Below are 25,107 nucleotides of genomic sequence, written 5' to 3'. Positions count from 1 at the left end.
GGATGCCGAACGGGAGTCCGGCGGATCACTCCTCAGCCACTGGGTCGAGCGCCTCCTCCGTGACATCGCGGATGCCGACGGGGGTTTCCTGCGCCTTGGCCAGTGACCAGCGGATACGGGTCGCATAGCCCGTCGCGCGACCCGAGAGAATGATCTGCCGTGTCGCACGCGGCTTGAGCCGCGTTTTTTCAAGATAGACGCTCGGGTTCAAGGCCAAAGCGGCCACACCATCACTCCGAAACACCCAGATTTCGCCACTGCGCAGCACCAGCGAGACTGCAGCACCGCCCATGTCGAGCGATGCCTCCACGTCCGGGTGCAGGTGAAAACGGATGTCATACGGCACGCCATGCAGGCGCGTGGCATCGAGCGCGCGGTCGAATCGCGCCTTGTGATCGTCCTCCAGTGCCAGCAGCATGTCCTCGCCCACGAGCGCCCTACCATCGCCAGACAGGTCGAGTCTGCGGACGTGCATCAGTCCGTGGCTGCGTAGATACCCGTCATGCCCGCCCTCGAAGCGCACCCCGTCGGGCGCGCGCGACATCTGCACCGGCACGTCGCGCGGCGCTTCTTCCAGCCGTCCGGGATGGCGGCGGTCGCGGCCCAGCCGGGCGCTCGACCCGCCCGCCACCACCAGCGCCGAATGTGACGGTGTCGCGCGCCCCGCGCGCCGCCACTCGGGGCCGAAACTCGCCCCAGAGCCGCAATTCACGATCAGAGGCCGCCGCCCCGAGGTGAGCTCGAATGCCAGCGTCGAGGCATGCGCCTCGTCGGCGGCGGCCCCCATCGCGGGCGGCGCAGCATCTATAATGACGCTCGTGCGCGCGCGCGCCAGCCGCGCATAACCCATCGCGCGCCCGCTCCGCGCCTGTCCCTTGACCCCGCTTGCCGCCAGCGCCGCGTCGAGCCGCCCGTCGAGGCCCTTTCCGCCGCCGTGGAACCGCGCCAGCCCGCCATCGGCATGGCGCAGCGCACGCAGGCACGGCGCGATCCGCTCCACCGCGCGCCAATGCGCGTCCGCCGCAGTGCGCCCGTTCTCGCTCAGCACCAGCGCCGCCCAGGTGAGCAGCGTGAACACCTCCAGCAACGCCTCGGGATTGCGCCCCGGAATGCCGCCCTCGTCATCGACGCAAGCCGTGCATTCGCGCGCCAGCGCCGCCCGTGCCTCGTCGGCAAGTGGCGCCATCCCCTCGAGCGACACCCCGGCAAAGACCAGCCCGGTGAGCGCCTCGAGACGCTTGAGCCCCGGCGTCGCCGCCTGCCAACGCCACGACAGGAACCGCGCCTGTCGCGCCAGCGCGCGCAGGAACGCCTCGGACTCCTCTGCCGACTGCCCGCGCATGAGGAACAGCGCGTGGCTGATCCAGCGGATGAGCCGCCGACCCGCAAGGTCCGGCGTCCACCCCGGACCGCGCCCGCGCCCGTAGCGCGCGATCCATTCCATGAGCCACGCCTGCGCCTTGGCACGCGCCGCAGCATCCCCCGCCGCCGCGAGATCGTCGAGCCAGCCGAATCCGTGCATCTCGGCGGCGAAATCAGCGTCCGGCGAGACGATATCCCAGATCATCGTGTCAGGGGCCTCCACGAGATGGCCCGCAAAGACGAAATTCCCTGCGCAAAGCTGCCGACCCCGCGCGAGGTAGCCGATGCTGCGCGGCTCGGGCTGCGACACGAAGGCGGTCACCGGCTGGCCGCGCCCCGCCCACCGCGCGGCCAGCCAGTTTCTCAGGCGCGCCCAGCGCGCGGACAGGGATTCGGAATGCGACATGTGCCTCTGCACGCTTCTTGCGGCGCTCGTGGCAGCACTATAATGGGGCTGCGTGCCCAAGTCACCGCCCGATTGTGGGTGCCCGCAGCCGCCTCTCGGTGTCCCTCGACCTTGATCCGGGGGCCTCTTGGACCAAAGATATCCAATAAGGCCGGAGGGTGATGCGGGACATGCCTACCCGCGCCGCAGGCAGGCGATGTAGAAGCCGTCCATGCCGCCGCGCTCTGGCCAGTAGTCCGGGCGCAGGCGCAGCCCACCCTCCTCGGTGATCCATCCCGGCTCGATCCCCGGCAGGTCGAGCGATGCGCGATCGACGGTCAGGTCGGTGTGTCGCGCCAGCGCCTCGTCCACTTGGCATTCCCCCTCGTCGGGCAGCAGCGAGCAGGTGCAGAAAACCAGCCGCCCGCCGGGTTTCAGGAGCGAAAGCGCGTGATCGAGCATGGCTGCCTGCATCCCGATCAACTCGCCGATCCCGGCACCGTCGCGCGCGTGGGGAAGATCAGGGTGCCGCCTTATCGTGCCGGTGGCCGAACAGGGCGCGTCCAGCAGCACCGCGTCATAGCACCCCTCATGCGTCAGCGCGTCGGCAACGACGCCCGTCGCACTCAGCCCGGTGCGCGCGAGGTTATCCGCCACCCGCTCCATTCGCCGCGCCGATATATCTAGCGCCGTCACTGCCGCGCCGCTTGTTGCCAGTTGCAGGGTCTTGCCGCCAGGCGCGGCGCACATGTCGAGTACCGTCTCGCCGGGCTGCGGGGCCAGCACCTTTGCCGCCATCGCCGCCGCGGCATCCTGCACCCACCACGCGCCCGCGTCATAGCCCGGCAACGCCGTCACCTGCCCCGCCTCCCGCAGCCGCACCGACCCCGTCGGCAGCACGTCACCGCCCAGCCGCGCGGCCCAGTCCTCCGCATCGCCATTCACCGTCAGGTCGAGCGGTGCGCCCGCCAGATGCGCGCGCTCCATCGCCGCGACCGCGCCCTTGCCCCAGGCCGCCACCAACGGCACGCGCAGCCAGCCGGGAAGGCGCGGCACGCGCAGGTCACTCCACACGCGCGGTGCTTCGTCCGCCAGCTTGCGCAGCACCGCGTTGACCATGCCTGAAAGCCGCTTGTGCCGGGCGCTCGCCCCCACGATGGCGACCGCCTCGCTCACCACCCCGTGCGCCTCGCCGCCCTGCGCCAGTTCGCTCACCGCCAGCCGCAATACATTGCGCACAGGCAAGGGCGGGGGTTTTCGGGTGTGTCGCGCGATCAGCCGGTCGGCGCGTTCCAGCCCCCGAAACGTCTCCATTGCCAGCCGCTGCGCGCGCGCCCGGTCAGCGGGTGGCAGCGCGTCGAGCGTGCCCTGCGACAGTGCCTCGGACAACAGCTGCCCCTCGACCAGCACCTGGTCGAGCAGGCGCGCGGCCGCGGCGCGGGCAGAGCAGGGGGAGGCAGGCATGGTCAAATCCTTGGCCTTTGGCAGGTGGCGCGATATATCAAGCCCGACCAGGATGGGAAAGGCCAAGCATGAGCACTGACGACAACCCCCGCGACCTGCCCCCCGCCGCCCAGCGCGCACTTGCCGAAGCCGAGGAACGCCGCCGCAAGGCCGCCGGCGATCCCAACCTGCCACCCGAACTTGGCGGGCGGCGCGAGGGGCTCGAGCCTGTGCGCTACGGCGATTGGGAGAAGATGGGCCTCGCCATCGACTTCTGAGCCCTAGTCGGTCTAACGGCTGTACTTGATGAAAGGCGTGAGCCTGCCGATCCGGTCATAAAGCTGCCGCGCCCTCGTGTTGAAATCCTGCGTCAGCCAATAGACCGAGGGGCAGTCATCCGCGTCGGCACGCGCGTAGACCGCCTCGATCAGCGCCCGTCCCACGCCGCGTCCACGCGCCTCGGGGGCGGCGAAGAGGTCCTGCAGGTAGCACACCTTCTCAATCCGCCAGTTGTGCGGATGATAAATGAAATGCACCAGCCCCACAGCGCGCCCGTCCTCCAGCGCGATCAGACCATTCTGGTCTGGATGGTCGGTCGAGGTGAGCCGCGCGAACGTCACATCATAGACAGCATCAGGCAACGTGGTCTCGTAAAAATCGAGATAGGCCCGCCAGAGCGGCACCCAGGCGGGCTTGTCGCCGGTCTCCAGGGGACGGATCGTCAGGGACATGGGGCAGCTCCTCGCGCGAGAGCGCCCATCCTGCACCGTCCGCCCGCGTCGCGGCAACGGGAAATGCCGCGACTCTCGGCATTTTTTTGCTCAATGGGTTGCCGTGCGCGACCCGAGCGTGCACGTCACGGGCAGTGTTGCCCGCGAAGGGTGACGGCAGCGATAACAGACAGGAGACGATCTTGACGTTCAGAACCCGACTTGCCAGCATTCTGGGTGCCACCGCGATTGCACTTGCCACGCCGCTTGCTGCGCAACAGACGCCACCGCCGCAGATTGCCGCAGAGGACGTGACCGAAGCGCAGGTCGTGGCCTTTGTCGATGCCATTCTCGCAGTGGAAGAGGTGCGCAAGGATTACGGCCCGCGGATCGACGCGGTCGAGGACGAGGCGCAGCAGCAGGCGCTCGCCGAGGAAGCCAACACCGCCGCCGCGGCCGCCGTGGACGGGGTCGAGAACATGGATCTCGACAGCTACGTGGCCATCGCCAATGCCGCCGGCGAGAGCGACGCGCTCAACCAGCGGATCATCGCGCGCATCACCGAGGTTCGCGAGCAGTGACCCCGACTGACCAGGCAGGGCGGCGGATTATTCCGCCGCCACCGCCCTTGGATCGGCAAGTGTGACGATGTCCATCATGATGGTGTTAAGTTCGAAATCCTTGGGCGTGTAGACCCGCGCCACCCCCATTTCGCGCAGGCGCGCGGCGTCCTCTTCGGGGATGATACCGCCGACGATCACCGGCACGTGGCCCTGGCCAGCGGCGCGCATGCGCTCCATCAGCTCTTCCATCAGCGGCATGTGGCTGCCCGATAGAATCGACAGGCCCACCACATGCGCCTCGTCCTCGATTGCTGAGGCGACGATCTGTTCGGGCGTGAGGCGAATGCCCTCGTAGCGGATGTCCATACCGCAATCGCGGGCGCGGCAGGCGATCTGCTCGGCCCCGTTCGAATGCCCGTCGAGCCCCGGCTTTCCCATGAGAAACTTCAGCCGCTTGCCCAGCCGCCCCGACACCGCGTCTACCGCCTCGCGCAGATCGTCGAGCCCCTCGGTGCGGTTCGATGGGCTGGGTGATACTCCGGTCGGCCCGCGATACTCGCCATGCACGGCACGCATCTCGGCGGCCCATTCGCCGGTGGTGACGCCCGCCTGCGCGCAGGCGATGGAGGCGGGCATGATGTTACGCCCCTCCCGCGCCACCGCGCGCAAATCGGCCAGCGCCCGCTCCGCCGCGTCCGTGTCACGCGCCGCGCGCCACGCGTCAAGCCGGGCGATCTGATCGGCCTCGACGCCCGGGTCGACGACCATGATCCCGCCATCCTCGGATTGCAGCGGCGAAGGCTCGCCTTCCTGCCACTTGTTCACGCCCACGACCACGGTCTCGCCCGCCTCGATGCGGCCCAGCCGGTCTGCGTTGCTCTCCACCAGTCGCGATTTCATGTACTCGATGGCCGACACTGCCCCGCCCATGCCGTCGATATTCGCCAGTTCGTGCCGCGCGCCGTTCTTGAGCGCCTCGACCTTGGCATCAACGGCAGGGTTGCCGTCGAACAGGTCGTCGAATTCCAGAAGGTCGGTCTCGTAAGCGAGGATCTGCTGCATCCGCATCGACCACTGCTGGTCCCACGGGCGCGGCAGGCCCAATGCCTCGTTCCAGGCGGGCAGTTGCACGGCGCGCGCGCGGGCTTTTTTCGACAGCGTCACCGCCAGCATCTCGATGAGGATGCGGTAGACGTTGTTCTCCGGCTGCTGCTCGGTCAAGCCAAGCGAATTCACCTGCACGCCATAGCGGAAGCGGCGGAACTTCGGGTCCTCGACGCCATAGCGTTCCTGCAAAATTTCGTCCCACAGATCGACGAATGCGCGCATCTTGCACATCTCGGTGACGAAGCGGATACCGGCGTTGACAAAGAAGCTGATCCGCCCGGCAAGCACCGGGAAGTCCTCTGCCGGGACGCGCGGTTTCAGCTCGTCGAGCACTGCTGTGGCCGTGGCGAGCGCGAAGGCCAGCTCCTGCTCGGGCGTCGCGCCTGCCTCTTGCAGGTGATAGGAACACACGTTCATCGGGTTCCACTTGGGGATGTGCTTGTAGCAGTACTCGGCCACGTCGCCGATCATTCGCAGCGAGGGCGCGGGCGGGCAGATATAGGTGCCACGGCTGAGATATTCCTTGATGAGGTCGTTCTGCACCGTGCCTTGCAGCTTGGTCGTGTCCACTCCTTGCCGCTCGGCCACGGCGATATAGAGCGACAAGAGCCACGGCGCGGTGGCGTTGATCGTCATCGAGGTATTCATCTGATCCAGCGGGATCCGGTCGAACAGCGTCTCCATGTCGCCAAGGTGACAGACTGGCACACCCACCTTGCCCACCTCGCCGCGCGCCAGCACATGATCGCTGTCATAGCCCGTCTGGGTAGGCAAGTCGAACGCCACCGAAAGCCCGGTCTGCCCTCGTGCGAGGTTGGACCGGTAGAGCGCGTTCGAAGCCTGCGCCGTCGAATGGCCCGCATAGGTGCGGATGAGCCACGGACGATCGGCCTGGCGATCGGACATGCCGGTCTTCTGGTCCCCTTTGGGAGCTTGCTGCGTCTGCGACATGGGCGGACCTCGGGAATTGGTTGCGCAATTTTCTTACGTTCGGGACGGGGATAAGGCAACAAACGGACGCTGTCAATTCGCTGCAACGCGGCAAGAGCGCGCAAGAGCCGCCTGCTCCGTCTCCCTCGGACTCGACGCGCGAACCTCATGGGCAAGACATCGTCCGGTCAAGCCAGATGACGACAATGGGCGCGAACGACACACACGGGGCATTTCACGGGCCATTTACCGAGGCTACGTTCCCTGCTTATCTGACCGCATGGCGCAAACGGTTGAAATGCCCCTTTGGGCGCTGATCCTGCTGGTGGCCTTTGCCGCCGTCACCTTCGCAAGCCATTTCCTGTTCCCGTCTGTCCGCTGGTTCTTTCGTCGCCGGATGGAGCGCGCGGTTGCGCGGCTCAACGCGCGGCTGGAACGGCCCATCGAGCCGTTCAAGCTCGCCCGCCGCCATGACATGATTCAGCGGCTCATCTACGACCCGGCGGTGCTGCGCGCAGTGACCGCAGAGGCGCAAGCGGAGGGCATTCCCGAAGATGTCGCTTTCGAGCGCGCCCGCCGTTACGCCCGCGAGATCGTCCCGAGTTTCAGTGCAAGCCTCTATTTCGGCTTTGCCATCCGCGCGGCGCGGGTGCTGAGCCGGACGCTCTACCGGGTGCGGCTAGGGAATTTCGACGAGAAGCTCGGCGGCATCGACCGCGAGGCGACTGTGGTCTTCGTGATGAACCACCGCTCCAACATGGACTACGTGCTGGTCACGTGGCTGGCTGCCGACCGCTCGGCCCTCAGTTATGCCGTGGGCGAATGGGCACGGGTCTGGCCGCTGTCACGGATGATCCGGGCGATGGGGGCCTATTTTATCCGGCGCCGGTCTCGCGGGGCTCTCTACCGCCGGGTGCTGGCGCGCTATGTCGGGCTGGCGACCGACGGCGGCGTGACCCAGGCGGTGTTCCCTGAGGGCGGGCTGAGCCTCACCGGCATGTTACAGCCGCCGAAGATGGGCCTGCTCAAATACCTCGTGGAAGAGCGCAGCCCAGATGCGCGCGACGTGGTTTTCGTGCCGGTGGCGCTCAATTACGACCGTGTGTTCGAGGACCGGTTGCTGGTCGCAGCCGCAGAGAAAGGCGCGCGGCGATTTCCCGCGCGCATCTCGGTGGTGGCGCGATTCGTGCTCTGGCAAGTCTGGCTCCGGCTGCGGGGCCGTTATCACCGGCACGGCTATGCCGCCGTCAGCTTCGGCGCGCCGCTGTCGCTTGCGGCTTTCGAGCGTGACGACCCCGGCGGAGGGGTCGAAAAACTGGCCGAAACTCTGATGGCACGGATCGGCGCCGAGGTGCCAGTACTGCCGGTGCCGCTCGTCGCGCGGGCGCTCATCTGCGCGGGTGGCACGCTCGACCGCGCGGCGCTCGATACGGCGGTGGCCGAAATGCTTGCGCAGGTGCCCCGGGCGATGCCTCGTCCGGAAGAGGATGACGAGGACGGCGCGGCGGCGGTGGCGCGGTTTGGCCTGCGTGCGCTGACCGACCGCGGCATCGTTTCGCAGGAGGACGACCAGGTCCAAATCGTTCCCCGAGAGCGCGCGATGGTGCGGTATTATGCGGCCTCTATCGCCCACCTCTTTCGCGAGTGCAGCGAGGATTGATACAGGTATTCTGCACTCGCAAGGTCATAAAATTACAAAAACGTAGCCTGATGCTATTGCAATATTACCTCTTCGACAGTATCCCGTGGTCAGACCGCCGCGATTCTGCATTGCGGCATCCGCGCACAGGAGACAGGTGATGGCCTTGGACACGCATACCGGTATCGCGCCCTACGAGGCGCCCGAGAAGGACCTCTACAAGATCGGCGAAATGCCCCCGCTGGGGCATGTCCCGAAGCAGATGTACGCCTGGGCCATCCGCCGCGAGCGTCACGGCGAACCGGAAACCTCATTTCAACAGGAGGTGGTCGATACCTGGGAGATCGACAGCCACGAGGTGCTGGTTCTGGTGATGGCGGCGGGCGTCAACTACAACGGTGTCTGGGCCGGGCTAGGTCAGCCAATCAGCCCGTTTGACGGCCACGGTGCCGAGTATCACATCGCGGGATCGGATGCGGCTGGCATCGTCTGGAAGGTGGGCGACAAGGTCAAGCGCTGGAAGGTCGGCGACGAGGTGGTGATCCACTGCAACCAGGACGACGGCGACGATGAGGAGTGCAACGGTGGCGATCCGATGTTCTCGCCCACGCAGCGCATCTGGGGCTACGAGACGCCGGACGGCTCATTCGCTCAGTTCGCGCGGGTGCAGGCGCAACAGCTCATGCCGCGCCCCCGTCACCTGACATGGGAGGAGAGCGCGTGCTACACGCTCACCCTTGCCACTGCGTACCGGATGCTGTTCGGCCACGCGCCGCATGATCTGAAACCCGGGCAGAACGTGCTGGTGTGGGGGGCGTCGGGGGGGCTCGGCTCCTACGCGATCCAGTTGGCCAACACGGCGGGCGCCAACGCGATCGGCGTGATCTCTGACGAGAGCAAGCGGCAGTTCGTCCTGGACCAGGGGGCCAAGGGCGTGATCAACCGCAAAGAGTTCGACTGCTGGGGTCAACTGCCCAAGGTGAACACGCCGGAATACAACGCGTGGCTCAAGGAAGCGCGGAAATTTGGTAAGGCTATCTGGGACATAACGGGCAAAGGGGTCAGTGTGGATATGGTGTTCGAGCATCCTGGCGAGGCGACCTTTCCGGTGTCGAGCTTGGTGTGCAAGAAGGGCGGCATGGTTGTGATCTGCGCAGGGACGAGCGGGTTCAACTGCACCTTCGACGTGCGCTACATGTGGATGCACCAGAAGCGCCTGCAGGGCAGCCATTTCGCCCATCTCAAGCAGGCGTCGGCGGCCAACAAGCTGATGGTTGAGCGGCGGCTAGACCCTTGTATGTCCGAGGTTTTTCCCTGGGCCGATATCCCGCGGGCGCATACCAAGATGCTGCGCAACGAGCACAAGCCGGGCAACATGGCGGTGCTGGTTCAGGCCCCGCGCACCGGGCTTCGGACGGTCGAGGACGTGATCGAGGCCGGGCGCGGCTGAGCCGCCGAACCGGACATGACAAGGCCCGCGGGAGGTGTCCACCGCGGGCCTTTTTTCATGTCGGTATCACGTCGGTATTCTGTCGGTACTCCGGCGGTGAAAATTCAGAGCGCCAGGTTGGGGATGATCTGCTTCTTGCGGCTCATCACGCCGGGCAGGACCACCACGTCGCCCGAGACGGTGGCGCCAAAGCTCTTCTCGGCGACGGTCTTGACCAGATCGTTCGGGACCAGGAGCGTCGCCTCTTCGTTGAGGATGTCCACCACGAACAGGAGCACCTGGTCGACGCCATCCTCGGCGGCGACGGTCGTCATGCTGTCCATCAGGCTCGTCTTGCGGTCGAGCACGGTGGCCGGCGCGGTCGTCTCCAGAACGCTCACGCGGAACTTCTTGCCGCCCGCCTCGTATTCCTTGGAATCCATCCGCAGCAGCTCGGCATCGGAAAAGGCCGAGACGTCGGACTTGGCCGCGAACATCTCGGCGGCGTACTCGGGGATCGAGACGCCCAGATCGGCGGCGAGGCGTTCGGCCACCGCCTTGTCGTGGTCGGTCGTGGTGGGCGAGCGGAATTCGAGCGTGTCCGAGAGGATGCAGGTCAGCGCCGCGCCCTTCATCGCCTCGGGCATCTTGGCGGCGTCATCGCCCATGAGATCGACCATGATCGTCGCGGTGCAGGCCAGCGGGCGCACCGTGATGTCGATGGGCCCTTTCGTCTCCAACCCGCCGACGAGCTTGTGGTGGTCGATGATCGCGCGCACGTCGGCGTCGTTGATCGCCTCGGGCAATTCGGCGGGGTTGTTGGTGTCCACCACGACGCAGGGCTGACCGGCCTCGACGCCGTCGATGATGCGCGGCTTGGGCAGGTTCCAGCGGTCGAGCATGAAGGCGGCCTCGGTATTGGGCTCGCCGAGGAGGACGGGCTCGGCATCGCCGCCCTGCACCTCGTTGAGATACCACGCCCACAGGATGGGCGAGCCGGTGGAATCGGTGTCGGGCGATTTGTGGCCGAAGACGAGTGTGGTCATGGGTCTGTCCTGAATGCTGCGGGTGTTTCGCGCGCCTTATAGGGATGTGGGCGAGGATTGTCACCCGGGAATGCTGCACTGCGGCGAAGATGGTGCGTTCGTTACCCTCGGGCTTAACCCGAGGGGCTCTGGAGGTGGGGGATGCTCAGGTCTGGCACGCTTGGGGGAAGGGGCAGATGGCGGGTGGGAGTCCTGAGTGAAGGTTGCGCGGCGGCTTTGATGAAGTTGACAATCGAAGCCTGATCGACTACCTACTTCTACGAGGCGCAAACTTGTGTTGCCCTCATTCCGAGGCCCGCGCGCAAGCGCGGGTTTTCGTGTTTCTGGGGTGTGCTTTGACTTACATTGCCTATTTGGATGAGTTTGGCCACATCGGCCCCTACATTAGCCGTGATGATCCCCAACACAACGATAGCCCAGTCTTCGGTCTTGCCGGGCTTGTGATTCCCGTTGAGGAAGTCCGCAACTTTGGAACTTGGTTCTATCAGCGGAAATGTGAACTACTGAAGTTCGAGATCAACCGCTCGGATATGCATCCATCCGTTTGGGAAAAGAAGGGCTCGGCACTCTACACGGTCCGGAACGTCAAGACCTATCGAGAGCTGCGCAACTTTACCAACCGGCTTTTCAATAAGATAAAAACGCTCGGCGGCTTTGCCTTCTATGTCGGCCAAGGCAAGCACGACGCCCCCGACGTCCACGATGCAAACGCCCTCTACAGGCATATTCTGCGTGAGGCGATCAAGCGCATTGACCAGCACTGTGCAGAGGATTGCACACCCTGCGATCAGTTCCTCCTCGCCCTCGACGAACACGACCAGCGGTCGGCCCTCGTTACACAAGCGGCGATCGCCATGTATGGAACCGATCAGCGACGCTGCCTCGTCGAGCCACCATTTCAATTAGAAAGCCACCGCTACCAGACCATGCAGGCCGCCGATTGGATTGCCGGCCTGACAGGTCGCCTCGGTGCCTATTGGAAGGCCCCTGACGAGTATGCTGAAAACGAGATATTCGCGACCTACTTCGCCGCGCGATTGCACCGATGCGCGGTTAGAAGCGGCATCAGAGATTGAACTTTGGTATATGCCCACCGGATTTCGCGTGATGGAGACAGCTATGTTCAGCGGAAGCAAACCTTCAAGCTAGCCGCAGCGACAGCACACTCCGTCCCGCACACCTGCCTCCCGGACCATCCCCCTTCCCTCAGCCCGCCACCGCCTGCACCGCCCCTGTCGCCAGCACCGCGCCGCCCGAGACGAGGCCGTAGCCCACAAGCACCAACAGCCCGTCGCGGACGAACATGCCGGTGGCGAAGAGAGCGATGGCCGCGGCGAGGATCGAGGTGAGGAAGGGCACGAACTCGATCAGCGGCATGAAGAACGAGACGGTGGCGCAGATCGCCAGCGCGGGGATGTTGCCGGGCTTGTCGGCGAGCCATGTCAGGCGCTCGTTTATCAGCGGGTCGATCCACGCGACCGGGCCACGCAGCGCGCGCAGGACGCGGGCGAAGCGCACGGCGTCGAGCGCGCGATCCAAGAGCACGCGCGGCAGCCAGATCCGATCGTGCCCCAGCAGCATCTGCAACGCCACCAGCCCCACCAGCGCCGACAGGATGCTCGGCACGCCGGGGATCGCCGAGGCGGGCGAGACAAGAACGAGGCTTGGCACAAGCAGCATCGGCGTGAAGGCGCGGGGCCCAAGGATTGCCAGCACGTCGCGCACCGACACCGCGCCGTCGCCAGTCTCTGCCTCGATCCGGTCGAGGAGGCGGGTCAGGTTGTCGTTCGGAGGGGCGGGGCGGATGGTCATCGGGCCTCTTTCACGGCGGATGGCGGTCGGCCGGGAAATAGCCGCTTGCGGCCGGGTTATCCAGCGTCGTGGCTTCGCGTTCTTTTTCTCGAACGAAGGAGTTGACAGGCTTCCTCGCACTCCCTACTTCTGCGCCGTTAGCACTCGAATAGAGTGAGTGCTAATGATCCCCGCCGGGGATCATTCAATAGGGAAACTTTGAGCCAAGGAGCCTCGAAGATGGCATTCAAACCGCTGCATGACCGCGTGCTCGTCCGCCGCGTGGAGAGCGAAGAAAAAACCGCCGGGGGTCTTATCATCCCCGAAACCGCCAAGGAAAAGCCGCAGCAAGGCCAGGTCGTCGCCGTTGGCGACGGTGCGCGCAAGGACAATGGCGAACTGATCGAGATGGCCGTCAAGGCCGGCGATACGGTCCTGTTCGGCAAGTGGTCCGGCACCGAGGTCACGATCGACGGCGAAGAGCTGATGATCATGAAGGAAAGCGACATCCTCGGGATCATCGACGACGACAAGGCCGCCAAGGCCGCCTGAAGGCCGCGCATCGTCTGACCCGGAAACAACGAATAAGCAGGAGTATCCGAACATGGCTGCTAAAGACGTACGATTCGATACCGACGCCCGCAACCGCATGATGCGGGGCGTCAACACCCTGGCCGACGCGGTCAAGGTGACGCTCGGCCCCAAGGGCCGCAACGTGGTGCTGGACAAGAGCTTTGGCTCGCCGCGCATCACCAAGGACGGCGTGTCTGTCGCCAAGGAAATCGAGCTTGAGGACAAGTTCGAGAACATGGGCGCGCAGATGGTCAAGGAAGTGGCCAACCGCACCAATGACGAGGCCGGCGACGGCACCACCACCGCCACCGTGCTGGCACAGGCGATCGTCCGCGAAGGCATCAAGTCCGTGTCCGCGGGCATGAACCCGATGGACCTCAAGCGCGGCATCGATCTCGCGACCAAGAAGGTCGTCGAGCACATCAAGGCGGCGGCGCGCAAGGTCGAGAATTCCGAGGAAGTCGCGCAGGTCGGCACCGTGTCTGCCAACGGCGAGAGCGAGATCGGCCAGATGATCGCAGACGCGATGCAGAAGGTCGGTAACGAGGGCGTCATCACCGTCGAGGAAGCCAAGGGCCTCGAGACCGAGACCGAAGTGGTCGAGGGGATGCAGTTCGACCGTGGCTATCTCAGCCCCTATTTCGTCACCAACTCCGACAAGATGATCGCCGAGCTTGATGACTGCCTCATCCTGCTGCACGAGAAGAAGCTGTCGAGCCTCCAGCCGATGGTGCCGCTGCTCGAGCAGGTGATCCAGTCGCAGAAACCGCTGCTCATCATCGCCGAGGACGTCGAGGGCGAGGCGCTCGCCACGCTCGTGGTCAACAAGCTGCGCGGCGGCCTCAAGATCGCGGCCGTCAAGGCGCCGGGCTTTGGAGATCGCCGCAAGGCCATGCTCCAGGACATCGCGATCCTCACGGGCGGCCAGGTGATCTCCGAGGATCTGGGCATGAAGCTCGAATCGGTGACGATGGACATGCTCGGCTCGGCCAAGACGGTGAACATCACCAAGGACGAGACCACCATCGTCGACGGTCACGGCAGCAAGGACGAGATCGAGGCGCGCGTCGCCCAGATCCGCACCCAGATCGAGGACACCACCTCGGATTATGACCGCGAGAAGCTCCAGGAGCGCGTGGCCAAGCTTGCCGGTGGTGTGGCCGTGATCCGCGTCGGCGGCATGACCGAGACCGAGGTGAAGGAGCGCAAGGACCGCGTCGATGACGCGCTCAACGCGACCCGCGCCGCGGTGCAGGAAGGTATCGTCGTCGGCGGCGGCGTGTCCCTCGTGCAGGGCGCCAAGGCGCTCGAGGGGCTGACCGGGGCCAACACCGATCAGAACGCCGGGATCATGATCGTGCGCAAGGCGCTCGAATCGCCGCTGCGCCAGATCGCCGAGAACGCGGGCGTGGACGGATCGGTTGTCGCGGGCAAGATCCGCGAGAGCGACGATCTCAAGTTCGGCTACAACGCGCAGACCGACGAATATGGCGACATGTTCAAGTTCGGCGTGATCGACCCGGCCAAGGTGGTTCGCACCGCGCTCGAGGATGCAGCCTCGATCGCTGGCCTGCTGATCACCACCGAGGCGATGGTGGCCGACAAGCCGCAGAAAGAAGGCGCCGGTGGCGGCGGCGGCGGCATGCCCGACATGGGCGGCATGGGCGGCATGATGTAAGTCAGCCCCCGGCCTTTGAAGCCAAGGGAAAGGGTCGCGCAGTGCGCGGCCCTTTTTTTGTTCGGGCCGTGGCGTGTTTGAGTATTTGAGGAAAGATGAAGGGGCGGGATCAGCCCTCTTCGGCCAGCAGCGCGCGCAGCCCGCTGCGGTAATCGGGGTGGAGGAGGCGCACGCCGAGTTCCTCCTTGATGCGCCGGTTCGAGACGCGTTTCGATTCGGCATAGAACGAACGCGCCATCGGCGTCATCTCGGCCTCGTCAAACGGGATTGCCCCGGGCACCGGCAGGCCCAGCAAGTCGGCGGCGTGGGCGATCACGTCCTCGGGCGGAGCCGGGTCGTCATCGCAAAGATTGTAGACGGCGCCAGGGCGGGGGCGGTCGATGGAGGCTTCGAGCACCTGAGCGATATCGTCGACGTGGATGCGGCTGAACACCTGCCCCGGCTTGACGATCCGCCGGGCGGTGCCTTGCCGCACCTTTTCGAACGGGCCGCGCCCGGGGCCGTAGATGCCCGCGAGGCGGAAGATGTGCAGCGGCAGGCCGGGAATGGATTGCCATTCGGCCTCTGCCGCGACGCGCCGCTGCCCGCGGGTCGTGGAAGGGGTGAGCGGGGTGGTCTCGTCCACCCAGCCGCCCTGATGGTCGCCGTAGACGCCGGTGGTCGAGAGGTAGCCCGCCCATTCCAGACCGGGCGCGGCTGCGGCGATGGCGTCGCGGTGGCGTGCCAGCACCGGATCGCCCGCCTCGGTCGGGCCTGCGGAACTGAGCAGGTGGGTGGCCTCGTCCAGCGCGCCGGCCACATCGTCGCGGTCCCACAGGAGCGGCGTGACCCCCTCGGCGCGCAGGGTCTCGGCCCTGGCCGGGTCGCGGGTGGTGCCCAAGACGCGCCAGCCCCGCGGCAAGAGCCGCCGTGCCAGCGCCCGCGCCGAATAGCCGTGACCAAAGGAGAGAAGCACCTTGCCCATGCCCGGTTCATCGCGCGGCGCGGCGGGATTGGCAAGAGGCGGCGCCCGCTTGCGCCGCGGCTGCAGCGCGCCGGGCGCGCCCCCTCGCCCGTTCGTCGGTTCCGGCGACGCGGCCTCTGGACAGCCCCCGGTGGCAGTGGCACGGTTTGATCAAACGTGTAACCCTTGCCGGAGGCAGCCCCATGAAGGACGACAATTTCCTGCGCGAGATGAATGGCCGCCACATGTGGCAGCCGATGGGCCACCCGGGCGACGCGCGAGCCAACCCGCCACGCATCATCAAGAGCGCCGAGGGCGTGCGGCTTTGGGATATCGACGGGCATTCGGTGGTCGATGCCGTGGGCGGGCTGTGGTGCGTGAACCTGGGCTATTCCAACGACGCGGTGAAGCAGGCGATCGCCGATCAGCTCTGGCAGTTGCCCTATTACTCGGGCTTTGGCGGCACCACCAACCCGGCCTCGATCGAGGCCGCCTATGCTGTGCGCGAATTCTTTGCCGATGACGGGATGGAGCGGGTGTTCTTCACCTCGGGCGGGTCGGACAGCGTCGACACGGCGCTGCGGCTGGCGCGGCAATACCACCGCCTGCGCGGAGAGCCCACGCGCACCAAGTTCCTCAGCCTCAAGAAGGGCTATCACGGCACCCATTGGGGCGGGGCGAGCGTCAACGGCAACAACCGCTTTCGTATCAATTACGAGCCGTTGCTGCCCGGCTGTTTCCACATCCCCGCGCCCTACCCCTATCGCAATCCGTTTGACGAAAGCGATCCGGCGCGGCTGACCGAGAAGATCGCCGCCGCGATGGTGGACGAGATCGAGTTCCAGGATCCATCCACCATCGCCGCCTTCATCATGGAGCCGATCCTCGGCGCGGGCGGGGTGATCGTGCCGGACGCGTCGTTCATGGGCCGCATGCGCGACATCTGCGACCGCTACGGTATCGTGATGATTTCCGACGAGGTGATCTGCGGCTTCGGGCGCACCGGCGACTGGACCGGCGCGCGGCACTGGGGTGTGCAGCCCGACATGGTGACGATGGCCAAGGGCGTGACGTCGGGCTATTTCCCGGTGGGCGGCGTGCTCGTCTCGGGCGAGGTGGCCGAGGTGTTCGAAGCAGCGGATGCGCGCGGCACGCTGTGGACCGGCTACACCTATTCCGCCCATCCGGTCGGGTCGGCGGCGGTGGTGGCGTGCCTGTCCGAGACGCTGCGTCTGGATACCAGGACCAACGCAGGCCAGCGCGGCACGCAGCTTTACGAGGGCGTGCGGCGACTGGCCGAAAAGCACGACATCATCGGCGATGTGCGCGGCGGGCACGGGCTGTTGACCGGGATCGAGATCGTGTCGGACCGCGCCGCCAAGACACCGATGGACGCCGAGACGATGCAACGCATCCACACCGCCACCTATGAGGCGGGCGCGATGGTGCGGCTGGGCGCGCACAACATCCTGATGTCGCCACCACTGGTGATCAGCGAGGCCGACATCGACGTGATCCTATCGGCGCTCGATGCCGGGTTCTCGGCGGCCTGACGCGGTGAGACATCTTCTGGCAGTGGCCGTGCTCTGGGCCGCCACGGCGCGGGCGGCGCAGGCCCATGCGACCGAGCAGGGCTTTGTGCTGCTGTTGCCCACCGATATCTACATCGCCGCCGGTGGCGCGGTGATGGTGCTGACCGTGGTGCTGCTGGCGGCGCTGCCGGGGCACGTGGCGGCGGCGGCGTTCCGGCCTGTGACGATGTGGCGCGCGCGGGGCACGGGGCTGGCCGGCCAGGCGGGTCGCGTGCTGGCGGTGCCGCTGCTCGTCTGGCTCGTCTGGCAGGGCTGGGCCGGATCGCGCGACCCGCTGGGCAATCCGCTGACGCTGGCGGTGTGGGTGGTGTTCTGGATGGCACTGGTAAGCGCGCAAGGTGTGGTCGGCAACATCTGGGCGCGGATCAACCCGTGGGCGGGCGCGGCGATGCTGCTGGCGCGGGTCCGCAGACGGGCACCGCTGCGCTATCCGCGCGCGATGGGCCACTGGCCGGGAGTGATCGGCTTTCTCGGCTTTGCCGGGTTCCTGCTGGCCGATCCCGCCCCCGCCGATCCGGCGCGGCTGGCGCTGGTGGCGGGGGGCTACGCGCTGGCGATGCTGGCCGGCGTGGTGCTGTTCGGGCGGCGCTGGCTGGTGCGCGGCGAGGCGCTGACGCTGTTGATGCGGGCCTATGCGCGGGTGGCCCCCGTGGGGCGACGGGACGGGCGGCGCGCGCTGGGCGTGCCCGGCTGGCGGATCGCGCGGGGGCCGCAGCCGGCACCGGGTCACGCCGTGCTGCTGTTGCTGTTGCTGGGCAGCGGCAGTTTCGACGGGCTCAACGAGACCTTCCTGTGGCTCGACCTGCTGGCGATCAACCCGCTGGAATTTCCCGGGCGGTCGGCGGTGATCGGTCCCAACCTCGCCGGGCTCGCGCTGGCCAATGCCGCGCTGCTCGCGGTGTTCGGCGGCGCGCTGTGGCTGGGCGCGCGGCTGGCGGGCATGCGCGAGGGGGTGGCCGCGCTGTTTTGCCGGTTTGCGCCCACGCTGCTGCCGATCGCGCTGGCCTATCACATCGCGCATTACCTGCCGTCGCTGCTGCTCGACGGGCAGTACGTGTGGGCCGGGATCGTCGAGGCGCTGCACCTCGGCCATCCCCACGTCACTGCCGGGTTCATGAGCAGCCCCGGCCCGGTGCGCGCGATCTGGCTGGTGCAGGCGGGAGCCGTGGTGGCGGGCCACGTGACGGCGCTGATGCTGGCGCATGTGATTGCGCTGCGCGCCGGGCAATCGGCGTGGCGGGCCACCCTGGGGCAGGCACCGCTGGCGCTGTTCATGGTGGGCTACACGGTGTTCGGCCTGTGGCTGTTGGCCACGCCGCGCGGTGCCTGAGGCGAAAGAGGCTGGACAGGGGGGGCGGGCTTGCGCATGTTGCGCGCGCGGTGATCCTTGCCGCAAGTGCGAAAGACCGAAGCGGAGACCCGCCCATGACCGTCAAGACCAAAGCCACCACCACGCGGCGCGGCGCAATGCGCGCGCTGACAGGCGGCATCGCCGCTGCGAGCCTGCCGATGTGGGCGCGCTATACCCATGCCCAGAGCGCGGCGCCCATCCGCATCGGGTTCCAGCAGCACCGCACCGGCATCGGCGCGGCCTATGGGCGCTGGTACGGTCGGGCGACCGAGGCGGCGGTCCAGCTCATCAACGAGGGCGGCGGCATCAACGGACGACCGGTGGAGATCGTCGCCGAGGATGACGGCACCGATCCCAAGCGCGGCGCCGAGGTGGTCGAGAAATTCGCCAATCAGCACAAGGTGGACGTGGGCTTTGGCACGCTGTTTTCCCATGTCGTCATCGGCTCTGCCCCGCGCGCGGGCGAGTTGAAGCTGCCGTATTTCGTGGTCTCGGAGGGTACGCATGTCGCCTCGGGGATGCTCAACCGATACACGCTCCAGCCCGGCATCACGGATGTGAAGAGCCAGGTGATCTCGATGGCGCCCTTCATCACCGATACGCTCGGCAAGAAGGTCACGATGATCTTTCCCGATTACGGGTTCGGCTATGATCACCGCGACGCGCTCGGCCCCGCCATCGAGGCGCAGGGTGGCGAGATACTGGAGCGGATCGCGATTCCGCCGACCGAGACCTCGTTCACCCGCTATTTCCCGCGCATCCCGCGCGACACCGAGGTGCTGTATCATGTCATGGTCGGCCCCGGCGTGCTAACCTTCGTCAAGGAGCTGGGCGAGTTCTTTGGTGGGCAGGGACCGGAGTTGTTCGGTTTCATCGACAGCCTCGAAGCGGTGGCGATCGACAGTCCCGGCCTCGAATTCCTGGAGGGCAGTCACTTCTGGGAAGGCATGTGCCGCCACGCGCAGCCCGACGACAGCGAGCACGCGGCGGCCTATCGCGCGGCGGTGGGCGTGGACGACCGCGGCGCGGCGCTGAGCGATGCGCGCGACGTGTCCACCTATGGCCACATGTTCGGCTGCTGGGAGACGCTGCACGTCATCAAGGCGGGGATGGAGGCAGCGGGATACGCTGGCCCGCAGGATCGCGCCGCGCTGATCGAGGCGGTGGAGGCGATGGAAGACATGCCCGAGAGCCTCGCCCATCCGCAGGGTGCCAAGCGTTTCAACGGGCGCACGCACCAGGTATTTGGCCACCAGAACATCAGCCGGGTCGAGGGCGGGCGGCTCATTCGCGTGCATCGCACCTCGATCGAGGATACACTCTATCCCGACATGGTGGATTACACGGCACAGCCATTCTGAGGGAGGGCCGAGCGTGACGGCGGGCATCCTGCGCATGATCGGGGCGCTGGCGCTGGTGGCCTTGGCCGCCTGCGGCGGGCCGCCACCCGCCGCCACGCCGGACGAGGTGTCGCGGCTCGCCGCCGCTATCGCCGCGCTCGGGCCGGAAGTGGACCGCGACGAGGCGCGACGTGCGGCCGAGATATCCTACGCGCACAGCCACCGCCTTGCCCTCGAATACGAGATCACCGACCCGCCGATCATCCACAATACCAAGGTCAACCTCGGCATCAAGCCGCGCGGCCTGTGCTGGCACTGGGCGCATGACATGGAAAAGCGGCTCGCGCAGGAGCGGTTTGCCACGCTCGACCTGCACCGCGCGGTGGCCAATGCCGACAACGCCTTTCGGCTGGAACACTCCACCGCCATCGTGAGCGCGAAGGGCGCAGATTATGACGACGGGATCATCCTCGATCCGTGGCGCAAGGGCGGACGGCTGACATGGATGCCGGTACGCGAGGACGACGCCTATAACTGGGAGCCGCGCAACGAGGTGGTCGCGCGCGCGCTGGAGCGCAAGCACGGGCAGATCGTGACGCTGACCGACGATCAGCGCATCCTGATGGACGGCGCGGAGTTCGTCCCGGAATGACCGTGGCGCGCCGCTGATGGAATTCGGGCCTCACCTCGTACTCGCGCTTATCGAAGGCGCGGTGACGGCGGCGGTGCTCGCGCTCACCGCATCGGGGCTGAGCCTCGTCTTCGGGGTGATGCGGGTGGTCAACATCGCGCATGGCGAGTTCTTCATGCTGGGCGCGGTGATTGCGTGGTGGATCACGCAAGGCATCGGCGGGCATCCCGGATGGGGCTTCGCCGCCGCAATGGTGGCGGCGCCGCTGATGGTGGGGGCGCTGGCGGTGGCGGCGGACCTCACGGTGCTGCGGCGACTGTCCTACGACCCCGAGCGCACCATCGTGGCCACCATCGGGCTGCTCTACATCATCCAGCAACTCACACTGATGACCTACGGCCCCGAGGCGCGACCGGTGGTCGCCCCGTTCGACGCGCGCATCGCGCTGCCCTGGCTGGAGCGGGGCGCGGAGGGTTGGCAGATCGGCTGGCCCTGGGGGCTCAGTACCACCACCTGGAAGCTGGCGGTGATCGGTGCGGCGGCGGCAATGGTGGGGGCGCTGTGGCTGTTCATGTCGCGCACGCGGGCGGGGCTCGTGCTGCGCGCCACGCAGGCCGACCGCGAGATGGCCACCGCCTTCGGCATCCCCGTCGAGCGGGTCTACGCGCTCACCTTCGGGCTGGGCGCGGGGCTGGCGGCGCTGGCCGCGGTGCTGATCGTGCCGATCCGGCAGGCACATTACCTGATGGGGGGCGATCCGCTGCTCCTGTCTTTCGTGGTGGTCATCATCGGCGGGCTTGGCAGCCTGCCCGGCACGCTGCTTGCGGCGGTGCTGATCGGGTTGTCGGACGGGATCATCTCGGTGTTCTTCTCGCCGACGCTGGCCAAGATCGTCGCCACGCTGATGGTGGCGCTGGTGCTGGTGTTCCGACCACAAGGCCTGTTCGGGACACGCGCGCCATGAGGGTGCTGGCGCTGCACCTGGGCCTGCTGGCGGTGCTGGGCGCGCTGCATTTCACCCTGCCCGCCTATCACCACGGCAATCTCGCGCGGGTGATGGTGCTGGCAAGCTATGGCATCGGCTACAACCTGCTGTTCGGCTATGCCGGACTACTGAGCCTCGGACATGCACTGTTCTTTGCCTCGGGCATGTATGGCGCGGGGCTGCTGGTACAGCATGGGGGCGCGGGCGCGGGGGCCGCGATGCTGGCCGGGACGGTGGCGGCGGCGGTGGTCGCGGTGGCGCTGGCGCTGGTGGCGTTGCGCACGCGCGGGGTGGCGTTCATGATCGTGACGCTGATGTTCGCGCAGGCGGGATACCTGACGATCCTGTATTTCGGAGACTGGACCGGCGGCGACGAGGGCTTCGTGCTGCCGCAGGCGGGGCGGATGCTACTGGGCCTCGACCTTGGCACAGCCGATGCGCGCTACCTCGCGGCGCTGGCGCTGTTCTCGGGCTGCTTGGTGGGGAGCCTCGCGCTGGCGCGCGCGCCGTTCGGGCGGGTGCTGGTGGCGATCCGCGAAAACGAGGAGCGCGCGCGGATGCTGGGCTATGACACGCAGGCGCACAAGCGCGGCGCGATGATCCTGTCGGGGGCGATCTCGGGGGCGGCGGGGGCGGCCTATGCGATCCTGTTCGGCTATGTCGGCGCAAGCTTTGCCGAGGTGCAATATTCGATCCTGCCGCTTCTGTGGGTGCTGCTGGGCGGGGCGGGCACGGTGCTGGGGCCGTTCGTCGGCGCGCTGTTCATGTTCTACCTGATCGACCTCGCCTCGGGGGTGACCACAGCCTACATGCTGATCGCCGGGGTGGCGCTGGTTCTGCTCACGCTCTACGCACCGCAGGGCCTGATGGGCGAGGTGCGGCGCAGGCTGTGGCGGGGGCTGCCATGAGCCTGCTGCGCGTGCGGGGGCTGACCCGCGATTTCGACGGGCTGAGGGCGGTGGATGGCGTCGATCTCGACATCGTCGAGGGCGAGGTGCGCGCGCTCATCGGCCCCAACGGCGCGGGCAAGACCACGCTGGTGGGCATGATCGCGGGGCGCATCGCACCAAGCGCGGGGCGGGTGACGTTCGACGGGCGCGACATCACGCATATGCCCGCGCACCGGCGGATGCGCCTCGGCATGGCCTACACGTTTCAGATCACGTCGGTCTTTGCCGGGCTGTCCGTGGTCGAGAACGTGGCGCTCGCCGCCCGGCGGCGGGCGCGGGGTGCGGCGGTCGGGTCCGCGGTGGCAGCGGCGCTCGACCGGGTCGGCCTCGGGGATCGCGGCGCCGAGATGGCGGGCGATCTGGCCTACGGGCATCAGCGACTTCTGGAGATCGCCATGGGCATCGCGCAGCGGCCGCGCCTGCTCATCCTCGACGAGCCGACGCAGGGTCTGGCCGAGGGCGAGATCGCGGGCTTCGGGCGGCTGGTGCGCGATCTGGCAGGCGAGACGACGATCCTGCTGATCGAGCACAACATGGACGTGATCATGGCGCTGGCCGGGCGGATCACCGTGATGGATGCGGGCCGGGTGCTGGCCGAGGGCACGCCGGGGGAAATCCATGCCAACCGCGCGGTGCAGGCGGCCTATCTGGGGGGCGGGGGCGATGCTGCGACTGGATGAGATCGTGGCGGGCTATGGCCGGGCGCGGGTGCTGCACGGGGTGTCGCTGTCGCTGGAGCGGGGCGAAATCCTGTGCCTCATGGGGCGCAACGGCGCGGGCAAGACCACGCTTTTACGCGCGATCATGGGGCTGGTGCCTCTGTCGGGCGGGGCGATCACGCTGGGAGATGAGCGGCTCGACCGGTTGCCCGCGCACCGGGTGCCGCGTGCGGGGCTGGGCTATGTGCCGCAGGGGCGGCGGCTCTTCGCCGGGCTGAGCGTGGCCGAGAACCTGAAGATCGGGCTGATGGCGCGCGGCGGTGACAGCGGCTTGCGCGACGAGGTGCTGGGCCTGTTCCCGCGCCTTGCCGCGCGGTTGGGTCAGCGGGCCGAGACGCTGTCGGGGGGCGAGCAGCAGATGCTCGCACTGGCGCGAGCGCTGTGCCTGCGCCCCGATGTGCTGCTCCTCGACGAGCCGACCGAGGGCCTGCAGCCTTCGATGATCGCCGCCATCCGCGAGGTGGTCGCGGCCAGGCGCGACGCGGGTGTGGCGGTGCTGCTGGTCGAACAGCGGCTCGACGCGGTGCTGCCGGTCGCCGACCGGGTCGCGTTCCTTGAAAACGGGCGCATGGGCCCGGTGGTGAGCGCGGGCGCACTGCGCGCCGACCGCTCGGTGGCCGATCGCTATCTGGGCGTGTGACCCTCGTCAGCGCAGGTAGAGATCGGCGTACCGCCCGGTTCCCTGGTCCGAGATGAAGCGCAGGGTATCGCCGCGCTGCCGCACCGCCTGGCAATTTGCCCCAAGTTCCATGCTGCCCCAGTAGAGATCGCGGCAGAAATACCCCTGCGCCCAGCGCCAAGCGCCCGACACGTCACGGCCAAAGGCGCTGCCCCGGATGCGGCCATCGGGCGTCACCTCCAGCCGGATGCCAAAGCGCGTCAGGTCGCGCCCCTCGATCAGCGACACGAATCGGTCACGCTCGGTCACCTGAGCGAATTCGGCCTGCGCCGCCATCGGTGCGACCAGCAAACCCAGCAAGACAAGAACCAAACGCATCGCTCACGACCCTCGACATTCCTGTGTCCGGTCATGATACGCGGGCGCGTGCCGCCCGGATCACTCGCGCGAAAGGCCGAGCACGTCGATCATGTCATATTCGCCGGGCTTCTTCCCCTGCCCCCAGAGCGCGGCGCGCAGCGCGCCGCGCGCGAAAATCGCGCGGTCGGTGGCGACATGGCGCAGGATGACCCGCTCGCCCGCCCCGGCAAAGATCACGTCATGCTCGCCCACGACGTCGCCGCCACGGATCGCGGCAAAGCCGATATGACCCTGCTCGCGCCGCCCGGTGATGCCGTCGCGACCGCGATCCGCCACCCGGTCCAGCATTACGCCGCGCCCCTCGGCCGCCGCCTCGCCCAGCATCAGCGCGGTACCCGAGGGCGCATCGACCTTCTGGTTGTGATGGGCCTCGACGATCTCGATATCGAACGCCTCGTCGAGGGCGGCGGCCACTTTTTTCGTCATCTGCACCAATAGATTGACCCCGAGGCTCATGTTACCCGCGCGCACGATCACCGCGTGCCGCGCCGCGGCCGTCAGGCGCTTGAGGTCGGCGTCGTCGAACCCGGTCGTGCCGATCACGTGCACAACCCGCGCCTGCGCGGTCAGCGTCGCCATCTCGACGCTCGCCGCGGGCGCGGTGAAATCAATGACCGCGTGCGCCCGTGCCACCAGCTCCAGCGGATCGTCGCTCACCGTGACGCCCATCTCGGCCTCGCCCATCGCGTGGCCGAGATCCTGCCCGATCCAGTCGTGGCCCGGCCGCTCCAGCGCGCCGATGAGCCGCGCCTTGGTGCTCTCGTCCACCACGCGGGCCAGCATCCGCCCCATCCGTCCCGATGCGCCGTTGATGACAATGCCTGGAAGTTCGCCCATGCCGCCCGCTCCTGTCCTGCGTTGGCCCCTTGCATAGCCCGCGCCCCCGCAACCGGCAAGCGGA

24 protein-coding genes are annotated in these 25,107 nt (G+C 67.3%); 15 read left to right on the top strand and 9 right to left on the bottom strand.

Annotation, left to right across the window (positions count from 1 at the left end):
• Positions 1–25 precede the first annotated feature (25 nt).
• Both AC13D8_RS15820 and AC13D8_RS15815 read right to left on the bottom strand, forming a co-directional pair.
• Positions 26–1,768 (bottom strand): heparinase II/III family protein, encoded by a 1,743-nt coding sequence (locus tag AC13D8_RS15820; protein WP_482969627.1) that lies wholly within the window; start codon positions 1,766–1,768, stop codon positions 26–28.
• Between the two features lie 174 nt (positions 1,769–1,942).
• On the bottom strand, positions 1,943–3,211 hold the full coding sequence (locus AC13D8_RS15815; protein WP_482969626.1) for an RsmB/NOP family class I SAM-dependent RNA methyltransferase: 1,269 nt from the start codon (positions 3,209–3,211) through the stop codon (positions 1,943–1,945).
• Between the two features lie 68 nt (positions 3,212–3,279).
• Between AC13D8_RS15815 and AC13D8_RS15810 the strand changes: the two genes are divergently transcribed.
• A complete protein-coding gene (locus tag AC13D8_RS15810; protein ID WP_482969625.1) occupies positions 3,280–3,468 on the top strand; it encodes a DUF1674 domain-containing protein in 189 nt (62 codons plus the stop codon).
• A 12-nt stretch (positions 3,469–3,480) separates the two neighbouring features.
• Here the strand turns inward: AC13D8_RS15810 and AC13D8_RS15805 are convergent, their stop codons facing one another.
• Positions 3,481–3,921 (bottom strand): GNAT family N-acetyltransferase, encoded by a 441-nt coding sequence (locus AC13D8_RS15805; protein ID WP_482969624.1) that lies wholly within the window; start codon positions 3,919–3,921, stop codon positions 3,481–3,483.
• Between the two features lie 182 nt (positions 3,922–4,103).
• Here AC13D8_RS15805 and AC13D8_RS15800 point away from each other — a divergent pair, with 182 nt between their 5' ends.
• Positions 4,104–4,481, top strand: a complete 378-nt coding sequence (locus AC13D8_RS15800; protein ID WP_482969623.1) for a DUF4168 domain-containing protein — start codon at positions 4,104–4,106, stop codon at positions 4,479–4,481.
• Positions 4,482–4,508: 27 nt separating this feature from the next.
• Here AC13D8_RS15800 and AC13D8_RS15795 read toward each other — a convergent pair whose 3' ends face one another.
• Positions 4,509–6,476: a methylmalonyl-CoA mutase family protein gene (locus tag AC13D8_RS15795; protein ID WP_482969622.1), complete on the bottom strand. Its 1,968-nt coding sequence runs from the start codon at positions 6,474–6,476 to the stop codon at positions 4,509–4,511.
• Between the two features lie 304 nt (positions 6,477–6,780).
• On the opposite strand from AC13D8_RS15795, the gene AC13D8_RS15790 reads away from it, so the two are divergent.
• Both AC13D8_RS15790 and ccrA read left to right on the top strand, forming a co-directional pair.
• Complete coding sequence (locus AC13D8_RS15790; RefSeq protein ID WP_482969621.1) at positions 6,781–8,160, top strand: 1-acyl-sn-glycerol-3-phosphate acyltransferase; 1,380 nt, start codon at positions 6,781–6,783, stop codon at positions 8,158–8,160.
• A gap of 139 nt (positions 8,161–8,299) precedes the next feature.
• Positions 8,300–9,589, top strand: coding sequence for a crotonyl-CoA carboxylase/reductase (ccrA, locus tag AC13D8_RS15785; protein WP_482969620.1), 1,290 nt, complete (start codon positions 8,300–8,302; stop codon positions 9,587–9,589).
• A 104-nt stretch (positions 9,590–9,693) separates the two neighbouring features.
• Here ccrA and AC13D8_RS15780 read toward each other — a convergent pair whose 3' ends face one another.
• Positions 9,694–10,614: a manganese-dependent inorganic pyrophosphatase gene (locus AC13D8_RS15780; protein WP_482969619.1), complete on the bottom strand. Its 921-nt coding sequence runs from the start codon at positions 10,612–10,614 to the stop codon at positions 9,694–9,696.
• A gap of 335 nt (positions 10,615–10,949) precedes the next feature.
• On the opposite strand from AC13D8_RS15780, the gene AC13D8_RS15775 reads away from it, so the two are divergent.
• Positions 10,950–11,690, top strand: a complete 741-nt coding sequence (locus tag AC13D8_RS15775; protein ID WP_482969618.1) for a DUF3800 domain-containing protein — start codon at positions 10,950–10,952, stop codon at positions 11,688–11,690.
• Positions 11,691–11,820: 130 nt separating this feature from the next.
• Here AC13D8_RS15775 and AC13D8_RS15770 read toward each other — a convergent pair whose 3' ends face one another.
• A complete protein-coding gene (locus tag AC13D8_RS15770) occupies positions 11,821–12,426 on the bottom strand; it encodes an exopolysaccharide biosynthesis protein (RefSeq protein ID WP_482969617.1) in 606 nt (201 codons plus the stop codon).
• A gap of 219 nt (positions 12,427–12,645) precedes the next feature.
• Between AC13D8_RS15770 and groES the strand changes: the two genes are divergently transcribed.
• Positions 12,646–12,957: a co-chaperone GroES gene (gene groES, locus AC13D8_RS15765; protein WP_129433043.1), complete on the top strand. Its 312-nt coding sequence runs from the start codon at positions 12,646–12,648 to the stop codon at positions 12,955–12,957.
• A gap of 52 nt (positions 12,958–13,009) precedes the next feature.
• Positions 13,010–14,656: a chaperonin GroEL gene (gene groL / locus AC13D8_RS15760; RefSeq protein ID WP_482969616.1), complete on the top strand. Its 1,647-nt coding sequence runs from the start codon at positions 13,010–13,012 to the stop codon at positions 14,654–14,656.
• Positions 14,657–14,765: 109 nt separating this feature from the next.
• On the opposite strand, the gene AC13D8_RS15755 is transcribed toward groL, so the two are convergent.
• Positions 14,766–15,620 carry an SDR family oxidoreductase gene (locus AC13D8_RS15755; RefSeq protein ID WP_482969615.1) on the bottom strand — a complete coding sequence of 285 codons (855 nt, stop codon included), beginning with the start codon at positions 15,618–15,620 and terminating at the stop codon, positions 14,766–14,768.
• Between the two features lie 182 nt (positions 15,621–15,802).
• Between AC13D8_RS15755 and AC13D8_RS15750 the strand changes: the two genes are divergently transcribed.
• From AC13D8_RS15750 to AC13D8_RS15715, 8 genes are all read left to right on the top strand, one after another.
• Positions 15,803–17,152: an aminotransferase class III-fold pyridoxal phosphate-dependent enzyme gene (locus AC13D8_RS15750; RefSeq protein WP_482969614.1), complete on the top strand. Its 1,350-nt coding sequence runs from the start codon at positions 15,803–15,805 to the stop codon at positions 17,150–17,152.
• 4 nt (positions 17,153–17,156) lie between these two features.
• Positions 17,157–18,521 carry a hypothetical protein gene (locus AC13D8_RS15745; RefSeq protein ID WP_482969613.1) on the top strand — a complete coding sequence of 455 codons (1,365 nt, stop codon included), beginning with the start codon at positions 17,157–17,159 and terminating at the stop codon, positions 18,519–18,521.
• 95 nt (positions 18,522–18,616) lie between these two features.
• On the top strand, positions 18,617–19,903 hold the full coding sequence (locus AC13D8_RS15740; protein ID WP_482969612.1) for an ABC transporter substrate-binding protein: 1,287 nt from the start codon (positions 18,617–18,619) through the stop codon (positions 19,901–19,903).
• Between the two features lie 34 nt (positions 19,904–19,937).
• Positions 19,938–20,534, top strand: a complete 597-nt coding sequence (locus AC13D8_RS15735; RefSeq protein WP_482969686.1) for a hypothetical protein — start codon at positions 19,938–19,940, stop codon at positions 20,532–20,534.
• A 16-nt stretch (positions 20,535–20,550) separates the two neighbouring features.
• Positions 20,551–21,477, top strand: coding sequence for a branched-chain amino acid ABC transporter permease (locus AC13D8_RS15730; RefSeq protein WP_482969611.1), 927 nt, complete (start codon positions 20,551–20,553; stop codon positions 21,475–21,477).
• Positions 21,474–22,406 carry a branched-chain amino acid ABC transporter permease gene (locus AC13D8_RS15725; RefSeq protein WP_482969610.1) on the top strand — a complete coding sequence of 311 codons (933 nt, stop codon included), beginning with the start codon at positions 21,474–21,476 and terminating at the stop codon, positions 22,404–22,406. Before AC13D8_RS15730 ends, AC13D8_RS15725 begins: the two co-directional genes overlap by 4 nt.
• The gene (locus AC13D8_RS15720) at positions 22,403–23,128 is read left to right on the top strand and encodes an ABC transporter ATP-binding protein (protein WP_482969609.1); all 726 of its coding nucleotides are present in this window, start codon (positions 22,403–22,405) and stop codon (positions 23,126–23,128) included. Before AC13D8_RS15725 ends, AC13D8_RS15720 begins: the two co-directional genes overlap by 4 nt.
• The gene (locus AC13D8_RS15715; RefSeq protein ID WP_482969608.1) at positions 23,112–23,807 is read left to right on the top strand and encodes an ABC transporter ATP-binding protein; all 696 of its coding nucleotides are present in this window, start codon (positions 23,112–23,114) and stop codon (positions 23,805–23,807) included. Before AC13D8_RS15720 ends, AC13D8_RS15715 begins: the two co-directional genes overlap by 17 nt.
• Before the next feature lie 6 nt (positions 23,808–23,813).
• Here the strand turns inward: AC13D8_RS15715 and AC13D8_RS15710 are convergent, their stop codons facing one another.
• Entirely contained in the window at positions 23,814–24,164 is a 351-nt protein-coding gene (locus AC13D8_RS15710) for a dihydrodipicolinate reductase (protein WP_482969607.1), read from the bottom strand.
• Between the two features lie 60 nt (positions 24,165–24,224).
• On the bottom strand, positions 24,225–25,043 hold the full coding sequence (dapB, locus tag AC13D8_RS15705) for a 4-hydroxy-tetrahydrodipicolinate reductase (protein WP_482969606.1): 819 nt from the start codon (positions 25,041–25,043) through the stop codon (positions 24,225–24,227).
• Between the last annotated feature and the right edge of the window lie 64 nt (positions 25,044–25,107).

This window comes from Roseovarius sp. B-10, from assembly GCF_056859295.1.
Note: the sequence above shows the minus strand (reverse complement) of the source record. Positions and strands in the feature narration are given on the sequence as shown.